This is a genomic window from Pseudomonas sp. PB105 (genome assembly GCF_009764655.1).
GTDB lineage: Bacteria > Pseudomonadota > Gammaproteobacteria > Pseudomonadales > Pseudomonadaceae > Aquipseudomonas > Aquipseudomonas cyclaminis.
In genome coordinates this window covers 29,669-48,187 of sequence record NZ_RWIO01000006.1, presented here as the reverse complement: position 1 = coordinate 48,187, position 18,519 = coordinate 29,669, and the positions used below count along the sequence as shown (strand labels likewise).

The window sequence follows — 18,519 nt, the reverse complement described above, 5'->3', positions numbered from 1 at the left end:
TGCAAGCCCAGTCGGTGTTTCAGCCAACTGGCCAGACCTGGTGATCGCCAATCACAAAGAGTTGGTGATCATCGCCCTGATCTACTGCGTATCCGCCCGTAAATGCGCCAAACGCTGGCAACAGGCTGACGTGCCTGCCCAGCAGGAAGCACGGCAGGCGCAGGCTCTGCCGGCCCTTGCCGCGCAAGCGATACACCGGGTGCACATGCCCCGCCAGCACCAGGTGGCTGGCATGGGGATCCGGTTCGTGTTGCAGGGCGAAAGGTCCCATCAGCAGCGGCTCAGGCACCACCTCGATCCTCAAGTCAGCAGGTGGATCGCCCGCGCGTTTGTCGTGATTGCCGCGAATCAACGTCATCGCCAGGTCGCAATGCCGTGCTCGCCAGTCCCGCAGTGCGCTCAGTGTGCCGCTGGCGTGTGAGCCGGGACCGTGCAGGAAGTCGCCCAGAAAGATCACCTGCGCGCACGGCAGGGCGCTTAACAAGTGATCCAGACGCTGCAGGTTGTCGGTAGTAGTGCCCTGCGGCACTGGCTGCCCCAGGCTGCGATAGGCAGATGCCTTGCCAAAGTGCGCATCGGCAATCAACAAACACTGGCGCGCAGGCCAGTACACGGCTTTTTCCGCCAGCAACCACAGTTCTTCGCCGCCAAGCGTCACCGAGCAGTGCGTCATCGTTTCTCCGCTACTTTTTCCAAATCCTTGACCATCCGTGCAATGCGCTCCGAGAGCTTTTCCGAACTCATGCTTTCGCGCATCCGCTCCACCAGCAGCGGGAAGGCGAGGGGCGTAGGACGTTCGATCATATGCATGTCCAGTTTCAGCGCCGACAAGCGAAGCAAGGTCTCTTCCAGGCGGCGAATATCCAACTCGTCACGCAGGACTTCTTCCCCGGCCTGGGCCAGCAACAGGTTCTGCGGGTCATACTGCTTGAACACTTCAAAGAACAATCCGCTGGACGCCTGCACCTGGCGCGTACTTTTCGGCGCGCCGGGGTAGCCGGCAAACACCAGCCCGGCGATACGGGCGATTTCACGAAAGCGCCGCAAGGCCAGTTCCCCGGCATTCAGGCTGGCGGCGACGTCGCTCAGCAAATTGGCCGGGCTCAGCAGCGCCTCGCTCAGCCATACAGGCCAATCCACCGGCGTGGCGCTCAGTAACTCCAAGCCATAGTCATTGACGGCAATGGAGAAGGTCACTGCCTGTCCTTGGCTGACCCGCCAGGCGAGCAGGCTCGCCAGCCCCAGATGCACCTGGCGCCCGGCAAACGGGTACAGAAACAGGTGCCAACCTTCCCGCGACTTCAGCACTTCGGCCAACAGATGTTCCCGCGTCGGCAGGCCGGACCAGCGCAACTGCGTCTGTAGCAATGGTTGCACCGCCTGCATTTCCGGGCCTTCGAAGCGACCCTGCGCCGCCGCGTCAAAGCGCTCCACCACGGCCTGGGCCAGCTCATTGGAAAGGGGCATGCGCCCGCCATTCCAGCGCGGTACGGCGGCCTTTTTGGCGGTGCTGCGCCGCACGTAGGCGGTCATGTTTTCTACCCGCACCAGTTCCAGCAGGCGCCCGGCAAACAGAAACCCATCCCCAGGCTTGAGCCGTGCGATAAAACCTTCCTCGACGCTGCCCAGATTCTTGCCGCCGCCGCCCTTGCTCCAGAATTTCAACTGGATACTCGCGTCGCTGACAATGGTGCCCACACTCATGCGATGGCGTCGCGCCAAGCGGGCGTCGGGCACGCGCCAGATGCCCTGCTCGTCGGGCTCCACCCGGCGGTAATCCGGATAAGCGGTGAGCGACAGCCCGCCATGGCGCACAAACCCCAGCGCCCAGGCCCAATCCGCGTCCGTAAGATCGCGATACGCCCAGGCGCCGCGCACTTCCGCCAGCAATGCATCCGGCGTGAAGCCACCGCCCAGGGCCATGCTCACCACGTGTTGTACGAGTACATCCAGCGGTTTGCAGGGTGATTCGCGGGCCTCGATGCGCCGCCCTGCAATTGCATCCTGGGCCGCCGCCGCCTCGACCAGTTCAAGGCTATGGGTCGGCACCAGCGTCACCCTCGATGGCCGCCCCGGCGCATGGCCGGAGCGCCCGGCACGTTGCATCAGACGGGCGATGCCCTTGGCTGAGCCGATCTGCAACACCCGCTCCACCGGCAAAAAATCCACCCCCAGGTCCAGGCTGGAGGTGCAGACCACCGCCTTGAGCTGCCCGTCTTTCAGGGCGCGTTCTACCCAATCGCGGGTTTCCCGAGACAACGAACCATGGTGCAGGGCAATGACCCCGGCCCACTCCGGCCGCGCTTCCAGTAAGGCCTGGTACCAGATTTCCGACTGCGCCCGCGTATTGGTAAACACCAGGCAGCTGCTGCTGGCCTCCACCTCGGCGACCACCTGCGGCAACATCTTCAAGCCGATATGCCCGGCCCACGGGAAACGCTCGGTAACCAGTGGCAACAAGGTGTCGACTTTCAGCTGTTTGGCCGTTTGCCCTTGCACATTGATTCCGCCGCCTTGTGGGACCAATACCTCCAGCGCGTGGGGCTGATTACCCAAGGTCGCCGAAATGCCCCACACCATCAGGTCAGGGTGCCAGCGCCGCAGCCGCGCCAACGCCAATTGCAACTGTACGCCGCGCTTGTTGCCGATCAGCTCATGCCATTCATCCACCACCACCATGCGCAGGTGCGCGAGGCTCGCCTCACTGTCGGCGCGGGCGAGCATCAGGGTCAGGCTTTCCGGGGTGGTGATCAGTACGGTGGGTTGGCGCCGGGTTTGCCGGGCGCGCTCGCTGCTGCTGGTATCGCCCGTGCGCAGGCCGACGCTCCACGGAATCTGCAAGGTCGCCAGCGGCGCTTCGAGGGCGCGAGCCGTGTCGGCGGCCAGCGCACGCATCGGCGTGATCCACAGCACCGTCAGCGGTTCAGCAGGCGGTTTGCGTTTGCCCGTAGCAGGCGGTCGGGTGGTGGCGAAGCGATTGAGGGCGGCAAACCACAGTGCGTAGGTTTTACCCGCGCCAGTGCTGGCGTGCAGCAGCCCTGACCGGCCTTGCTTGACCGCTTGCCAAACCGCTTTCTGGAAGTCGAACGGCTTCCAGCCCTTGGCGGCGAACCATGTCTTGGCGAAGTCGTGGGGTTTTGCCATGCGGCGGCTGACGCTCTGGAAGGTCTATTCCCACAGACCCTCCAGGCACCGCAAAGGTTTACTTCAAATTGCCACTCAGGAATTGCTGCAAACGCTCGCTCTTCGGAGTGTCCAACACATCCTCAGGCGCGCCTTGCTCTTCGACCAGGCCCTTGTGCAGGAACAGCACCTGGCTCGATACCTTGCGCGCAAAGCTCATCTCATGGGTGACCATGATCATGGTGCGGCCTTCCTCGGCCAGGCCCTGGATCACCTTCAACACTTCGCCCACCAGCTCCGGGTCGAGCGCCGAGGTGGGTTCGTCAAACAGCATCACCTCCGGTTCCATGGCCAGCGCGCGGGCGATGGCCACCCGTTGCTGCTGGCCACCGGAGAGAAACGCCGGGTACTGGTCGGCCACCCGCGCTGGCAGGCCGACCTTGTCCAGATAGCGACGGGCGCGGTCCTCGGCGTCCTTTTTACTGCAACCCAGCACCCGGCGTGGCGCCATGGTGATGTTTTCCAGCACGCTCATGTGGCTCCACAGGTTGAAGTGCTGGAACACCATCGCCAGCCGCGTGCGCAGGCGCTGCAATTCGGCGTCGTCGGCCACGCGCATGCCGTGGCGGTCGCTGACCATGCGGATCGGCTTACCGTCGAGGGTCATGGCGCCGTCGTTCGGGGTTTCCAGGAAGTTGATGCAGCGCAAAAAGGTGCTTTTGCCCGAGCCGCTGGCGCCGATCAGGCTGATCACGTCACCGGTCCTGGCCTTCAGCGAGACACCTTTGAGCACCTCATTGTCGCCATAGCTTTTATGCAGGCCTTCAACGGTCAATTTGTACATGGGGCGTGCATCCTCAAGGCGAAAGTAGGTAGCCGCTGCGGTAGGCCTCTGAGCCGGCGACATGGGCGATGACCATCCCGGCAGTGGCCATGCGGCGCAGCGAACGGGCGTAAAGCAGGCCTGCGTGATGGCAGTGCACAGGCGTTACGCGGTCGGTAATGGGGTCGATGATTTCAGCAATCAGTTGCCCGGCTTCCAAGTACTCACCGGGCAGGGCGCTGAACACCAGCAGGCCGCCCACAGGTGTCGCAACGGGCTCGACGCCGGCCAGTGGGGTGGCCGGGTAGGGCAGGTCGGGCAAGGGCGCCGCTTCGCCGCTGATGGCGCCGAAGTGAATCAGGTAGTCGATGATCGCTTGGCAATCGAGGCCCGCCAGGCCGTGGTTGACGTCGCCCTGGCCGCGCAGTTCGACCGTCACCGAAAAACTGCCCATGGGGATCGGGAAGCGTTCGGCAAACCGTTGCTGCAACTGCCACCAGACCAGGGTGAAACATTCATCGAACGACTGCCCGCCAGAGTCGGTTGCCAGTAAATTGGCTTCCGAGCCTAGATAACGCGCCAACGGCTCCACCTGCGGCCAGGCCTCAGGCGTGGTGTACAGGTGCGCCACGGCTTCGAAGTCGCAATGCAGGTCCAGCACCATGTCGGCGTCGCACGCCAGGCGTTGCAGCACCAGCCGTTGAGACTGCAATTGGGTGGCGGCGGTTTGCCCGGCGAGGGCGCTGCTCAATGCGGCGCGAATCAGTTCGACATTGCGTTGCGGATCATCCCCCAGCAGCGTCTCGACCTGGTTGCCCACCTCGTCACTGAGGTCGACAAACAGGCGATTGAAGTTCTGCCCGCTTTCCAGCTCGTAGCGGCCCAGGGGGATATCCATCAACACCTGTTCCAGGCCCACCGGGTTGGCGATGGGCACCACTACGATCTCGCTCGACAGCCGTCCGGCCGCCGCCAATTCGGCGAGGCGCACCTTCAGGTGCCAGGCGACCAACATGCCGGGCAGCTCATCGGCATGCAGCGACGCCTGGATGTAGACCTTGCCTGCGGCCTGCTGCGGGCCGAAGTGGAAACTGTGGATCTGCCGCGCCGTGCCTGGCACCGGCGCAATCAGTTCATGTCGCTGATGACGCATGAAGGCTCCTTAATGGCTTGGCCCGAGAAAGGCCAGCCAGCGACGTTCCGCCAGCCGAAACAGGCCGACCAGGGCAAAGGTCACGGCGAGGTAGATCAGCGCGGCAATGCCGAACGATTGAAAGGTCATGAAGGTCGCCGAGTTGGCATCCCGCGCGACTTTGAGAATGTCCGGGATCGTCGCGGTAAACGCCACGGTGGTCGAGTGCAGCATCAGGATCACTTCGTTGCTGTAGTACGGCAACGAGCGGCGCAGTGCGGACGGCATGATCACATAGGCGTAGAGCTTCCAGCCGCTGAGGCCGTAGGCCTTGGCCGCCTCGACTTCACCGTGGGCCATGCTGCGGATCGAGCCGGCGAAAATCTCCGTGGTGTAGGCGCAGGTGTTGAGGGCGAAGGCGAGGATGGTGCAGTTCATTGCATCGCGGAAAAACGCATCCAGCACCGGTTGGGCGCGTACGGCGGCGATGCTGTAGATGCCGGTGTAACAGATCAGCAACTGAATATAGAGCGGTGTACCGCGAAACAGGTAGGTGTAGAACTGCACCGGCCAGCGCACCCAGCGCTTGCGCGATACGCGAGCGATGGAGAGTGGGATCGACACCAGAAACCCGATCACCAAGGCGGCGCTGAGCAACCACATCGTCATGGCCAGGCCGGTGATGTGCTGGCCGTCGCTGTAGAGGAACGGGCGCCAGTATTCCTGCAAGAGTTCGATCATCGCACTGCCTCCCGGGAGCCTGCGGAGTAGCGACGTTCAAGACGGCGCAGGACAAAGTTGGAGACGCTGGTGATCACCAGGTAGATCAGCGCGGCCAGCACCAGGAAATAGAACAGCTGGTAAGTGCTTTTGCCCGCGTCCTGGGCCGCTTTGACCAAGTCCGCCAAGCCGATGATCGACACCAGCGCGGTGGCCTTGAGCATGACCATCCAGTTATTGCCGATGCCGGGCAGGGCAAAACGCATCATTTGCGGGAAGGTCACGTAGCGAAACCGCTGGCCGCGCTTGAGCCCATAGGCGGTGGCAGCTTCCAACTGGCCACGGGGCACGGCGAGTATCGCGCCGCGAAAGGTCTCGGTGAAGTAGGCACCGTAGATAAAGCCCAGGGTGATCACCCCGGCGCTGAATGGGTCGATCTCGATGTACTCCCATTCCATAAAGTCGGTCAGGCCGGTAAGCCAGGTTTGCAGGCTGTAGAAAATCAGCAGCATCAGCACCAGGTCAGGCACGCCACGGATCAGGGTGGTGTAGAGCTGGGCGGGAATGCGCAGGAAGGGCAGGCTGGAGAGTTTGGCGCTGGCGCCGAGCAGGCCGAGCAACACGCTGACGGCCAGGGACAGCACCGACAACTTGAGGGTCATCCAGGTGCCCTGCAGCAACAGCGGGCCGAAACCCTTCAAGCTGAACGCGCTCAGCCCGAGGGTTTGCAACAGATCTTCGAACATAAATCAGGACCTATGGCGATAAAAAAGCGCCCCTCCAGTGGAGGGGCGCCCCGGGCATTACTTGCCGCTGTACAGGTTCAGATCGCCAAAGTGTTTCTTCTGGATAGTGGCGTAGGTGCCATCATCGTGTAACGCTTTGATACCTTTATCCAAAAGTGCCTTGAGCTCAGTGTTACCTTTTTTGATACCGATCGCGGTTTTCGACGGCAGCAATGGGTCGTCAATGGCCGCGCTGACTTCGTAGCCGGCACCGGCTGGCGACTTCAGGAAGCCCAGTTCGGCTTGCAGCATGTCCTGCACGGACGCATCGAGACGGCCGGACGTCAGGTCCGCATAAACCTGGTCCTGGTTGGCGTAGGCCTTGGTGGTCACACCGGCCTTGTCCAGCACAGCCTTGGCGTAGGCCTCCTGGATGGTGCCTTGCTCGTAGCCCACGGATTTACCCTTGAGCGACTCAGGGGTAGAGAACCCAGCGCCTTTCTTGAACACCAGCGAGGTAGGACCGGAGAACAGTTCGTTGGAGAAGTCGATGGCCTTTTCACGCACCGGGGTCACGGTCATGGACGAGATCACGCCGTCGAACTTGTTGGCTTTCAGGCCTGGGATCATGCCGTCGAAGTCACTTTCGACCCATTTGCACTTGACCTTCAGCTCCGCACAGATGGCATTGCCCAGGTCGATATCGAAGCCCACCAGGCTGCCGTCGGCAGCTTTGGATTCGAATGGCGCGTAGGACGGATCGACACCAAAACGCAATTCCTTGTATTCCTTGGCCAGCGCGGTACCGGCGGCCATGCACAGAGCCAGTGCAGAAAGGGTCAGCAATGCTTTTTTCATTATGTAATCCCTGGAAACCAAGATAAGCGCTTGTGGCGCGTTTAGGACTGTTACTGAACGGTGTCAGACGGATCACAAGTAGCAATTTCTGCACCATAGTTCCGAATGAGCGTTTTAAAAGGTGGGATAAGGGAAATCTGAGTGTAGGAGATGCCCGAAAGTGGGCGCGGGAAAATGAGCGCACCATTTCGGGTCGCAAGGAAATTCAACGCGGGGATTTATGTCAGGCCAGGAGGTCCTGCAGGGTGGCAAGGTTGTCGGCCTCATCGACTGTCTTGTCCTGCCGCCAACGCAACATCCTGGGAAAGCGCACGGCAATCCCGCTCTTGTGGCGCTTGGACAGGGCAATCCCTTCAAACCCCAATTCGAACACCATGCTCGGCGTCACGCTGCTGACCGGGCCGAATTTTTCCACCGTGGTCTTGCGCACAATCGCGTCGACCTTGCGCATTTCCTCGTCGGTCAGCCCGGAATAGGCCTTGGCAAACGGCACGAGCGTGCGCTCGCTGCCGGGCGGGCCGTCCCACACGGCAAAGGTGTAGTCGCTGTATAAGCTGGCGCGTCGGCCATGCCCGCGCTGGGCGTAGATCAACACGGCGTCGACGCTGAACGGGTCGACTTTCCACTTCCACCACAGGCCCATATCCTTGGTGCGGCCCACGCCATACAGACCCTGGCGATTTTTGAGCATCATGCCTTCGACGCCGAGGCTGCGGGAGGCTTCGCGTTGTTGGGCAAGGTCTTGCCAGGTTGCACCCGTCAGCAGCGGTGAGGGCTGCAACACCGGTTGGTTGCACTGGGCAATCACCTGCTCCAGTTGTGCGCGGCGTTTGGCCTGGGTGTGGTTGCGCCAGTCGTCGCCCTGATGTTCCAGCAGGTCGTAGGCCAGGACTGCCACCGGCGCATCCTCCAGCACTTTTTTGCTCAGGGTCTTGCGGCCGATACGTTGTTGGAGCAGGGCGAAGGGTTGCACCGAGTCTTTCCACACGACGATTTCGCCGTCGATCACCGTGCCATCGGGCAGGCCACTCGCCAGGCTGTGGAGTTCGGGAAACCGTTCAGTCACCAACTCTTCGCCTCGGGACCAGATCCACAGGCGCCCGTCACGCTTGACCAACTGCGCACGAATGCCGTCCCACTTCCACTCCACCTGCCAGTCCGCTGGAGAGCCGAGCAGGGCATCGAATTGCTCCACTGGCTGCGACAACCCGTGAGCGAGAAAAAACGGATACGGCTGTCCGCCTCGTTGTGCATGTTCGTCGGACGATTCGGCGGCGATCAGCTTGAGGTAGCCCTCAGGTGTAGGGCGATTGGACAGATCGGTGTAGCCCACCAGCCGCTGGGCCACGCGTTTACTGTCCAGCCCGGCCATGGCCGCGAGGGCGCGGGTGACCAGCAGCTTGGACACGCCAACGCGGAAGCTGCCGGTGATCAATTTGATGCACACCATCAGGCTTGGTTGATCCAGTTGTGTCCATAACGCTGGCAGGCGTTCAGCCAAGTCCAGGGGCGAGAGCCCGCGCAGGGGCAGGAGTTTGTCTTCCAGCCACACGGCCAGGCCGTCTTCTGAGGTGTAGGTCGATTCCGGTAACAGCAGGGAAATCGTCTCGGCCAAGTCACCCACCGACTGGTAGCTCTCTTCGAACAGCCACGGCTCGATGCCGGACGCTTCGGTGGCCATGTCTCGCAGCAGGCGCGTCGGCACCAGTTGCCGAGGGCGTCCGCCGGACAGGAAATACACCGCCCATGCCGCATCCTCGGGCGGTGCTTGCAGGAAGTAGGCTTGCAGGGCCGCGAGCTTGGCGTTGCTGGAGGTGGTGGCGTCGAGGTTGGCGTACAGCTCGGCGAAGGCCCTCATGCGCTGGCCTCTTCTTCGTCATCACCGTATTCGGTGGTGAAGCCCTGGGCGTCCAGGCCTTTTTCCCGCAGGTGGCGCACCAATACGCCGACAGAACCGTGGGTCACCATCACCCGTTCTGCGCCGGTCTGTTCGATGGCCCACAACAGGCCCGGCCAATCGGCGTGGTCCGACAGTACAAAACCTCGGTCCACTCCGCGCCGCCGCCGTGTGCCGCGCAGGCGCATCCAGCCGCTGGCGAACGCGTCGCTGTAGTCGCCGAAGCGCTTGATCCAACTGCTGCCGCCGGCGGAGGGCGGGGCGATGATCAAGGCTTGGCGCAGCAGTGGGTCGGTCTTGGTGAAGTCCCCGGCGTAGAGCGTGTCGGGGATATAGATGCCGGCTTCGCGATACACGCGGTTCAGCGGTTCGACCGCGCCGTGGCTGAGGATCGGGCCGATGCTGGCGTCGATGCCATGTAGGATGCGCTGGGCTTTGCCGAAGGAATAGCAGTACAGCACGCTGGCTTTGCCAGCGGCGATATTGGCCTGCCACCAATCGTTGATCCCGGCAAAAATCTGCGCCTGGGGCTGCCAGCGGTAGATCGGCAGGCCAAAGGTGGATTCGGTGATAAAGGTGTGGCAACGCACCGGCTCGAAGGGCGCACAGGTGCCATCGGGCTCGACTTTGTAATCGCCGGACGCCACCCAGACTTCACCCCGGTATTCGAGGCGCACCTGAGCTGAACCGAGTACATGCCCGGCGGGATGGAAACTCAAGGTCACACCGTGGTGCAGCAGTTGCTCGCCATAGGCCAGGGTTTGCAGGTTGATGTCCTGGCCCAGACGCGAGCGCAGGATACCTTCGCCGGGTGCGGCGGCCAGATAATGCTGATTGCCGGTGCGGGCATGGTCGCCGTGGGCGTGGGTGATGACGGCGCGTTCCACCGGGCGCCAGGGGTCGATGTAGAAATCGCCAAAGGGGCAGTAGAGACCTTCGGGGCGGGCGATGACAAGATCCATGGACGCGTGCCGGGGGCGATGGGCTTATCAGGTAGGAGGAGAATGAGCCTGGAGAAGTTCTATCTAAATGTAGAGAGCCAAAATGTGGGAGGGGGCTTGCCCCCGATGGCAGTGGTTCAGTCAACTTATCAGTGACTGACAGACTGCTATCGGGGGCAAGCCCCCTCCCACATTTGGACCACATACATTCAGTTACTTGCCTGGTGTCAGGGTCAGCCGAGCTTTCCCATAGACCTTCTCGAAGTTCTGCGGCTGCATCGGGAAGCTCAGGTATTGCGCCTTGAGCGACGGGTCGATGCCATTGGCGTAGTTCGGGCTGGCCGGGTTGCCGGATTGGCCGATACCGCCCTGGCCCATCATCGGCTCCGCCTGGCCGAAGTCGACGATCATGCGCAGCGCAGGGACTTGGGTGGTATTGAAATCCTGGCCCCAGCTGTAGGGCGCGGGATTCAGGGTGTTGTGGTCGCCGCCGGACGCCAGCGGGCCACGGATGACTTGGCCTGCGGTGTTCTTCCAGGTGGTGCTGTGCAGCTTGCCCCACTGCCAGGCCTTGTGATCGGCGCCCAATTGGCTGTCGCCAGCGCTGATCGCGGCCGCGAGGCTGCGGGCGAGGATCGCCGGTTTGTCTTCTTTTTGCGGTGTGCGCACGTCGTCCCAGAACGGGCTGTCTTCGCGGCTCAGCAAGTGATCCGCCTGGGCGGCGTAGGACAGGTTGGCGTTGCTGACGAAGGCCTTCCAGCTGGCGCTGTCTTGCGGGCCGAGTTCGTCGAGGAAGATCTGCTTGGTGCTTTCCTGCAGGAACAGCTCATAGAGCGCCGCGTCGGCAGACGTCGCAACGAGGCGACCGTCAAAGGCCATCAGGCGTTTCAACGCTTCGCGCGCCTTGACCTGTTCGGCTGCGGGCAATCCATCAATCGCCTGCTTCAGCGGCTGGGCCATGCCTGGTGCCTGGAACATGCTCTTGAGCTTGGCGGCGAAGGTGGTGGTCTGGTCGTACTGCATGGCGATCATGCTGCGGCTGTCATGTTTGCCGGCATTGGCCAGTTGCGCCAGGCGCTCGCTGCGCTCCGGGGCATCCCAGGAGTTGGACAACTGCATGCCATAGCCACGCGGCGCGGTGCGCTGGTTGGCGGTACCGATCCAGCCTTGGGCCGGGTCCTGGTCATAGGGGTGCAGCATTGCGTCGGCGTAACCGTCCCAATCAAAGCGCGCATCCCAGCCCGGCGACGGTAGCAAACCTTCACCTTCGCGGCGGTTAGGGAAGCGGCCAGTAACCTGCCAGCCGATATTGGTGGCGTCGGCAAACACCATGTTCAACGCGATGGCGCGAATCTCGCGGGTTGCGTCCGAGGCCTTGCCGACGTTTTGCGCACGGGACAGGTCGAAAAACGCATCCAGGCTCTTGTCGTCTTTAAAGTCGGCTGTTTGCAACGCCAGGCCCAGACCGCTGGTGAGTGCCTGGCTGCTGTTGAGCAGGGCGCCGTGACGGGTTTCGTAGACAACTTCGCGAATTGAGCGCTGGCCCTTGACGAAGAAGGTCTCGTTGCGCACGCCGGCCGGCAGCCATTTGCCATTGTTCTCGTAGTACAACGCGTTGCCCTGGCGTCTGACTTTTTCCAGGAACAGGTCCTGTGTGTCGCCCTTGACCGTGCTCAGGCTCCACGCGACTTTGCCGTTGAACCCGGACAGCAGCGTCGGCAAGCCGGCAATCGAGGCGCCGACGGCCTGGTATTTCGGGGCGCGGATCTGCACGTAGCTCCAGGGCGACGGCGCTTGCGGTTGGGCGGCCAGGTCGTTGGCCAGCAGGCTTTTGCCACTGCGGCTGCGCTGCGGGCCGATGGCCCAGTTGCTCGACGTGGTCACGCCCAGGGCATTGAGGCTGCTCAGTTGCTGGGTCACGGTATCAAGCCCGGCCAGACCGGTGATCTGGCTGAAGTTCACGCCCTTGAGTTTCTCGGCCTCGGCCACTGGGATCGGCTCATCCGGCGCGCTTGGGGTGAGCCAGGCGAGTTTGTCGACGCCGACTTTTTGCGCCAGCACCAGGGAGGCGATTTCTTCCTGCAGGTTGGCCGACTCGCTGAAATTCAGCAGGCGGAACAACAGTGCCGAATCTTCCGGCTTCCAGTACTCGGGCTTGTAGCCGGTCTCGGCCAGGTCCGGCGGCAGCTTGTCGCGGTAGCGGTACAGGTAGGCGTTGACGCCACGGGCATACACTTCGAAGAACCGCTTGAGGCGCGGCGACGAGGCGCTGTACAGCTCGCCGGCGCTTTTTTTCAGGTTGACCGCACGCATGAAACGGTCGACATCCAACACCTCAGGGCCGGACATTTCCGCCAGGCGGCCCTGGGCCAGCAGGCGCAAGGTGACCATCTGGGTGATGCGGTCACTGGCGTGCACATAGCCGAGACTGAACAGCGCGTCGTGGAAGGTGTTGCTTTCGATCAGCGGCATGCCTTGGGCATTGCGACGCACCGACACGTTTTGTGCCAGGCCTTTGATCGGTTGCACGCCCGCAACGGGCGGCAGGGTGTCCTGGGTGCTCTGGAGCTGGCAACCGGCCAGGCTTAAAGCACTGGCCACTGCCGCGGCAACGCCGAACCGGGGAAGAAAATGTGAGAGGGCTGGCGAGGCCATGGCAAAGCTCCTGCGGGGGGTAGCGTCAGTAAAGGCGCTACGTTAGTGAGCGCGGCGAAGCGACGCAAGCAGGAGTTTTGGTTAAGCGTTAGATCTTGAGACTGGCTCGGGCCATGTGGGGCGTGGTTGCTCCCACATGGAGATTTTCAGTGTGGCTCAGGCCCCGTGGCACTTCTTAAATTTCTTCTCGCTGCCGCATGGGCAAGGATCGTTGCGGCCAACATCCTTCAACGCGTTGCGCACGGGTTCCTGGTGAGCGTGGCCGCAGTTCGGGCCGTGGACATGGCCGTGATCGTGGTCATGGTGACTGTGATCGTGGTCGTGATCGTGGTTGCAGTCAGGACCATGGACATGGGGTTGCTGAGTCATCGATGTCGCTCCGGAATAAAATCGCCGGGGATTATCACGCCATTGTGGGCGACCTGCACGTCATAACCGATGAATAATCCGGTTTTGAGCTCGCCTTCCAGGCGATAGGGCACGGGTTGGTCGGGTTTTTTCAACAATTGCACCACATCGCGTATCTGCGGCCAGAGGTTGGTGCGCACCGAGACTTTGAAAAAAGCGTGGCCTCGGGGCGGCACGGTGAGCCACTCGTTGGACTCGCCTTCGGTCAGCACAAAATCATCCAGGGTGACCTTGTAGACCAGGCCGCGCACGGTCAGGTCGGCGTCGTCGCGGTTGTCCACGCGAAAGTACAGTTTGAATTTCTGTTCCAGCAACTTGGCTCGCACCACTTCGACCTTGACCAGGGAAATGTGGGGCGGCGGTGAGTCGTCCTCGAACCACGACGCGCAGCCGCTCAGGCCGAAGGTTAACGCCAGCATCAAGCTGTAGATCCGGAGCATGGCGTGGGTCCTCGTGGGGTTAGAAGTAGCTGGAACAGCACTTCTTGAATTTTTGCCCGCTGCCGCACAGGCACGTGTCATTGCGTCCGGCCTTCACCTCAACCGTTGGGTCGATGAAGTACCAGCGCCCGTCATTCTGTACGAAAGAGGACTGTTCACGGTGGCTATGTTCGCCGGTGCTGTCGTGCCAGCGCGCGGTAAAGGTCACGAAGGCATGTTCGGGCTGGCCGCCGAACACTTCCGAGCTTTCCACCTCAAGGCCGAGCCAGGTGCTCTGGGCGCTCCAGGTGCTGATGGCGGCGCGGTCCAGACCTGCTTGTTGCGCTGGCAACGTGGTCGCTACCAGATAGTCGACCAGGCCCAGAACATAGGCGCTGTAGCGTGAGCGCATCAACGCGCTGGCGCACGGCGCCTGCTGGCCGGCGTGATAATGGCCGCAGCAGGCATCCAGCAGGTTGCCACTGCCGCAGGGGCAAATGGATGTATTCATTGGGTTACCACCAATACTTTCCAAAGTTTTCCGGGTTGGCCCAGAAGCGGGCGTTGAGCCAGTCCGGCACCTGTTTATAGTCAAGCAGATCGTAGGTAAACAGCGTCAACACCTGTTCATCGCGCTGGAAACGCTCGCCGGCCTGCAGGGCCAGGGAGAAAAAGTCAGTGTCTTTCCAGTCGCAGGCACCCAGGTCCACCAGTACCGCAATGCGGCTGGCGTTGAGGTTGCGAATACCGCCGAGCAGGGTCAGGCCCTGCGGTTTTGACAGGTGCTCCAGGCAATCGACCACCAATGCCAGGTCAAAGCGCTGCGCCGCCAGTTCTGCGGGCAACGGCCCAGGCGCCGCCACGGACACTTGGGTGTCGGGGTGCGCCTCCTTAAAGGCATCCAGCGCCGGGAACTGGCTGGCGCCCAACAGCAACAGGCGTTTGGGCTGGTGCAGATCGAGCAAAGCGGCCAGGGCTTGCTGGGGGGTACGGGCAGAAATACCAGCGGTCATCAGAGATCCTCACATCAGGACCGTAGAGACTAGCGCGGCTGAGCGTGCTGGCCTAGAGCGAGAGGCTGCGAAAAATCCTCCAGGGGCGGTGATCCTCGCTTAAACCATGGCCTTCTCAAGTTTTTTGAACCTTCACTGGCAAATCGCCGGTAGAAGTCGTTACTGTGCGTCCAAAGAAAAATTTGAAAACACTCAGGAGCCCCATGATGCGTAAGGTTTTTCTGTTGGCCCTGCTGGTCAGCCCCGTTGCCCTGGCCCAGAGCGTCAGTGTCGAAACCAACTCGTTGATGCGCCTGCCCAGCAGCACCAGCGTGTTGCAACTGGAGCGCCTGGAGGTCGCCGATTACGGCACGTTGCTGATCCCGGCGACCATCAGCCAGGTCAACGTCGATGAGCTGCATCTGGGTCGTGACGCACGCATCGCTATTGTCCCCGGTGCTGTCGGGCTGCAATTGCAGGTGGGTCGTGCGCAACTGGAGCATGGCAGCCAGATCACCTCGCGCGGCGCGCCTGGCACTCATGAAAAACCGGCCAAGGCCGGACGAGACCTGACCTTGCGCATCAACTCGCTGACGGCTGAAGAGCTGTCGGTAGATGCCCGTGGCGGCGCCGGCGCCCAAGGGTATGCCGGGCTTGATGGCGCCAACGGCGTGGACCCTGGCTGCACCTGGGGCTCGGCAGGACGCGGTTTTAATGGGGATAACGGCGGTGATGGCCTGCCAGGTGGCGCGGGCGCACAGGTACGCGTGGAGTTGCCGAAGGACTTCCCGGCTGAACACATCAAGGTCTGGGTGGACGGCGGCGCCGGTGGGTTGGCCGGTGTAGCAGGCAAACCCGGCAAGGGCGGCGAATCCAAAGGCTGCCTGGTGTACCGCGCCGATGGTGGCGAAAAAGGCCGGCCAGGGTTGGAAGGGCAGCCGGGGCCGGTTGGGCCGGCGGGGACTGTGACCATCCAGCGGCTTTGAGTCGAAAGGTCTGACGCTATCGGGGCAAGCCCCCTCCCACATTTGGAATGCATCTAACTGTGGGAGGGGGCTTGCCCCCGATGGCGATATAAGACTCGCCTCAGAACATCGGCCGAGCCGAAGCAATCGCCACCACCACTAGCCCCACAATCAGGTTGATCCCTACCAACTTGCGAATCTGCCCCAGCGCAGCCGCGCCCGCCGGCCAATCCTGCGCCGCCACTGCTGCCTTCAACTGCGGAAACTTCAACGCCTGGATGCGGATAAACAGCGCCGTCATCACCAGATACAAGCCCATCATCACCTGCACGTAACGGGGTGCAGTCTCAAACCCGCTGAAACGCAGGTGCAGCAGGCCGACACCGCTGATCGGCAAAATCAGCACCGCGACCCACACCCATACAAAAAAACGTTGAAACACATTCGCCCACAGCGTCAGCCGGGCAGGGCCCTCAAGTGCCGCCACAGCGGCGGGGCGCAGGATCATCCAGGCGAAAAACATACCGCCCACCCATACCAGGGCGGCCAATACATGCAGGGTGTAAGCGAGGCTAAACGCGGTCATTGTGGTACTCCGTTCTGCGCGGGATTAATTAGCGGGGTATGATAGCGGCCGATCCGAACCACTGAAAATTTATCCAGCGTTTTTTGCGCCCGACTATCCATGATCAGCACTGAACTCAAAACCACGATCCAGGGCGCCTACTCGCGTTTTCTCGAAGCCAAGAGCCTGAAACCGCGCTATGGCCAACGCCTGATGATCGCCGAAGTTGCCAAGGTCCTCGGGGATATCGACACCGACGACGAAGGTCGCCGCGAGGGTGACCCGGCGGTCGTGGCCGTCGAAGCCGGCACCGGTACCGGCAAGACCGTGGCCTACAGCCTGGCCGCGATCCCTACCGCCAAGGCCGCGGGCAAACGCCTGGTGATCGCCACCGCCACCGTCGCCCTGCAAGAGCAGATCGTCTACAAAGACCTGCCTGACCTGATGCGCAACAGCGGCCTGAACTTCACGTTCGCCCTGGCCAAGGGCCGCGGTCGCTACATGTGCCTGTCCAAGCTCGACGTGTTGTTGCAGGAAGGCCACGCGCAGACGGCCACGGCGTCGCTGTTCGAAGAAGAAGGCTTCAAGATTGAGGTTGATGAAGTCAGCCAGAAGCTGTTTACCAGCATGATCGAGAAACTCGCCGGCAATAAATGGGACGGCGACCGCGACAGCTGGCCCACCGCCCTGGAAGACGCCGACTGGGCGCGCCTGACCACCGACCATAGCCAGTGCACCAACCGCCATTGCCCGAACTTCGGCCAATGCGCCTTCTACAAGGCACGCGAGGGCATGGGCAAGGTCGACGTAATCGTCACCAACCACGACATGGTCCTGGCCGACCTGGCCCTGGGCGGCGGCGCTGTGTTGCCGGACCCCCGCGACACGCTCTATGTGTTCGACGAAGGGCATCACCTGCCCGACAAGGCCATCGGCCACTTCGCCCACTACACGCGCCTGCGCTCCACCGCCGACTGGTTGGAGTCCACCGCGAAGAACCTCACCAAATTGCTGGCCCAGCACCCGTTGCCCGGTGACCTGGGCAAGCTGATCGAGCAGGTGCCAGAGCTGGCGCGGGAGATCAAGACCCAGCAGCAGTTCATGTTCAGCGCCTGCGAGCAGGTTGCCGACTTCAAGCCCGGCGAAGATGTGGAAGGCCGTGAACGTCCTCGACACCGCTTTGTCGGCGGGATGATCCCCGAGCATATGCGCGAAATGGGCATTGAGCTGAAGAAGGGCTTTTCACGCCTGACCGATCTGTTCACCCGTCTCACGGATTTGCTCAAGGAAGGCATGGATGGCGAGGTCAATATCGGCATCGCCAGTAACCAGGCCGAGGAGTGGTACCCGCTGTTCGGCAGCCTGTTGTCCCGTTCCCAGGGCAACTGGGAGCTGTGGACCGCGTTTACCGTCGAAGACCCGGAAGACAACCCGCCCATGGCGCGTTGGCTGACCTTGTCGGAAAGCGGCGCGCTGTTTGATATCGAGGTCAACGCCAGCCCGATCCTTGCCGCCGAAATGCTGCGGCGCAACCTGTGGAACGTGGCCTACGGCTGCCTGGTGACCTCGGCCACGCTGACCGCCCTGGGCACTTTCGACCGCTTCCGCATGCGTGCCGGGCTGCCGAAAAAAGCCGTCACCGCCGTGGTGCCGAGCCCGTTCCACCACGCCGACGCCGGTGTGTTGCGGGTACCGGACCTCAAGGCCGATCCGCGTGACGCGCCGGCCCACACTGCGGCGATCATTCGTGACTTGCCGGGCCTGGTCGAAGGCTCCCGGGGCACGCTGGTGCTGTTCTCCTCGCGCAAGCAGATGCAGGACGTGTTCGACGGCCTCGACCGCGACTGGCGCAAGCAAGTGTTTATCCAGGGCAACCTGTCCAAGCAGGAAACCCTGAACAAGCACAAGGCGCGCGTCGATGGCGGCGACTCCAGCGTACTGTTCGGCCTGGCGAGCTTTGCCGAGGGTGTCGACTTGCCGGGCGCGTACTGCGAGCACGTGGTGATCGCCAAGATCCCGTTCTCGGTACCGGATGATCCGGTGGAGGCCGCGTTGGCCGAGTGGATCGAAGCCCGGGGCGGTAACCCGTTCATGGAAATCTCCGTGCCGGATGCTTCCCTGAAGCTGGTGCAGGCCTGCGGGCGCTTGCTGCGTACCGAAGAAGACCGGGGCACCATCACCTTGCTCGACCGTCGTTTGGTCACCCAGCGCTACGGTAAAGCTATCCTCAATGCTTTACCGCCGTTCCGGCGCGAAATTTCTTAAGCCACCGTGGGCGGATTCGCCCACTTCGTGG

Annotated in this window: 17 protein-coding genes; 2 read left to right on the top strand and 15 right to left on the bottom strand. The window is 62.3% G+C overall.

Annotated features, from left to right (window positions below):
• Positions 1–19: 19 nt before the first annotated feature.
• From pdeM to EJD88_RS00840, 14 genes are all read right to left on the bottom strand, one after another.
• On the bottom strand, positions 20–673 hold the full coding sequence (pdeM, locus tag EJD88_RS00905; protein WP_158876282.1) for a ligase-associated DNA damage response endonuclease PdeM: 654 nt from the start codon (positions 671–673) through the stop codon (positions 20–22).
• Positions 670–3,144: a ligase-associated DNA damage response DEXH box helicase gene (locus tag EJD88_RS00900; RefSeq protein ID WP_158876280.1), complete on the bottom strand. Its 2,475-nt coding sequence runs from the start codon at positions 3,142–3,144 to the stop codon at positions 670–672. Before EJD88_RS00900 ends, pdeM begins: the two co-directional genes overlap by 4 nt.
• A 58-nt stretch (positions 3,145–3,202) precedes the next feature.
• A complete protein-coding gene (locus tag EJD88_RS00895; protein WP_158876278.1) occupies positions 3,203–3,967 on the bottom strand; it encodes an ABC transporter ATP-binding protein in 765 nt (254 codons plus the stop codon).
• Between the two features lie 13 nt (positions 3,968–3,980).
• On the bottom strand, positions 3,981–5,099 hold the full coding sequence (locus tag EJD88_RS00890) for a succinylglutamate desuccinylase/aspartoacylase family protein (protein WP_158876276.1): 1,119 nt from the start codon (positions 5,097–5,099) through the stop codon (positions 3,981–3,983).
• Positions 5,100–5,108: 9 nt separating this feature from the next.
• A complete protein-coding gene (locus tag EJD88_RS00885) occupies positions 5,109–5,819 on the bottom strand; it encodes an ABC transporter permease (protein WP_099583334.1) in 711 nt (236 codons plus the stop codon).
• Complete coding sequence (locus tag EJD88_RS00880) at positions 5,816–6,544, bottom strand: ABC transporter permease (RefSeq protein WP_032891617.1); 729 nt, start codon at positions 6,542–6,544, stop codon at positions 5,816–5,818. The genes EJD88_RS00885 and EJD88_RS00880 overlap by 4 nt, the downstream gene beginning before the upstream one ends.
• 57 nt (positions 6,545–6,601) lie before the next feature.
• Positions 6,602–7,381, bottom strand: a complete 780-nt coding sequence (locus EJD88_RS00875; protein ID WP_032891615.1) for a transporter substrate-binding domain-containing protein — start codon at positions 7,379–7,381, stop codon at positions 6,602–6,604.
• A 223-nt stretch (positions 7,382–7,604) separates the two neighbouring features.
• Entirely contained in the window at positions 7,605–9,239 is a 1,635-nt protein-coding gene (locus EJD88_RS00870; protein WP_112193879.1) for an ATP-dependent DNA ligase, read from the bottom strand.
• The gene (locus EJD88_RS00865) at positions 9,236–10,240 is read right to left on the bottom strand and encodes a ligase-associated DNA damage response exonuclease (protein ID WP_158876274.1); all 1,005 of its coding nucleotides are present in this window, start codon (positions 10,238–10,240) and stop codon (positions 9,236–9,238) included. The genes EJD88_RS00870 and EJD88_RS00865 overlap by 4 nt, the downstream gene beginning before the upstream one ends.
• A gap of 192 nt (positions 10,241–10,432) precedes the next feature.
• Positions 10,433–12,874 carry a penicillin acylase family protein gene (locus EJD88_RS00860; protein ID WP_158876272.1) on the bottom strand — a complete coding sequence of 814 codons (2,442 nt, stop codon included), beginning with the start codon at positions 12,872–12,874 and terminating at the stop codon, positions 10,433–10,435.
• 156 nt (positions 12,875–13,030) lie between these two features.
• Positions 13,031–13,243 (bottom strand): SEC-C metal-binding domain-containing protein, encoded by a 213-nt coding sequence (locus EJD88_RS00855; protein ID WP_099583330.1) that lies wholly within the window; start codon positions 13,241–13,243, stop codon positions 13,031–13,033.
• Positions 13,240–13,722, bottom strand: coding sequence for an LEA type 2 family protein (locus EJD88_RS00850; protein WP_099583329.1), 483 nt, complete (start codon positions 13,720–13,722; stop codon positions 13,240–13,242). Before EJD88_RS00850 ends, EJD88_RS00855 begins: the two co-directional genes overlap by 4 nt.
• 19 nt (positions 13,723–13,741) lie before the next feature.
• On the bottom strand, positions 13,742–14,212 hold the full coding sequence (locus EJD88_RS00845; RefSeq protein ID WP_158876270.1) for a YchJ family protein: 471 nt from the start codon (positions 14,210–14,212) through the stop codon (positions 13,742–13,744).
• Positions 14,213–14,216: 4 nt separating this feature from the next.
• Positions 14,217–14,714, bottom strand: coding sequence for a DUF6231 family protein (locus EJD88_RS00840; RefSeq protein ID WP_112193882.1), 498 nt, complete (start codon positions 14,712–14,714; stop codon positions 14,217–14,219).
• A 206-nt stretch (positions 14,715–14,920) separates the two neighbouring features.
• Between EJD88_RS00840 and EJD88_RS00835 the strand changes: the two genes are divergently transcribed.
• Positions 14,921–15,679, top strand: a complete 759-nt coding sequence (locus EJD88_RS00835; protein ID WP_099583326.1) for a hypothetical protein — start codon at positions 14,921–14,923, stop codon at positions 15,677–15,679.
• Positions 15,680–15,779: 100 nt separating this feature from the next.
• Here the strand turns inward: EJD88_RS00835 and EJD88_RS00830 are convergent, their stop codons facing one another.
• On the bottom strand, positions 15,780–16,244 hold the full coding sequence (locus EJD88_RS00830; protein ID WP_112193884.1) for a CopD family protein: 465 nt from the start codon (positions 16,242–16,244) through the stop codon (positions 15,780–15,782).
• A gap of 99 nt (positions 16,245–16,343) precedes the next feature.
• Here EJD88_RS00830 and dinG point away from each other — a divergent pair, with 99 nt between their 5' ends.
• Positions 16,344–18,488 (top strand): ATP-dependent DNA helicase DinG, encoded by a 2,145-nt coding sequence (gene dinG, locus EJD88_RS00825; protein WP_099583324.1) that lies wholly within the window; start codon positions 16,344–16,346, stop codon positions 18,486–18,488.
• Positions 18,489–18,519 lie beyond the last annotated feature (31 nt).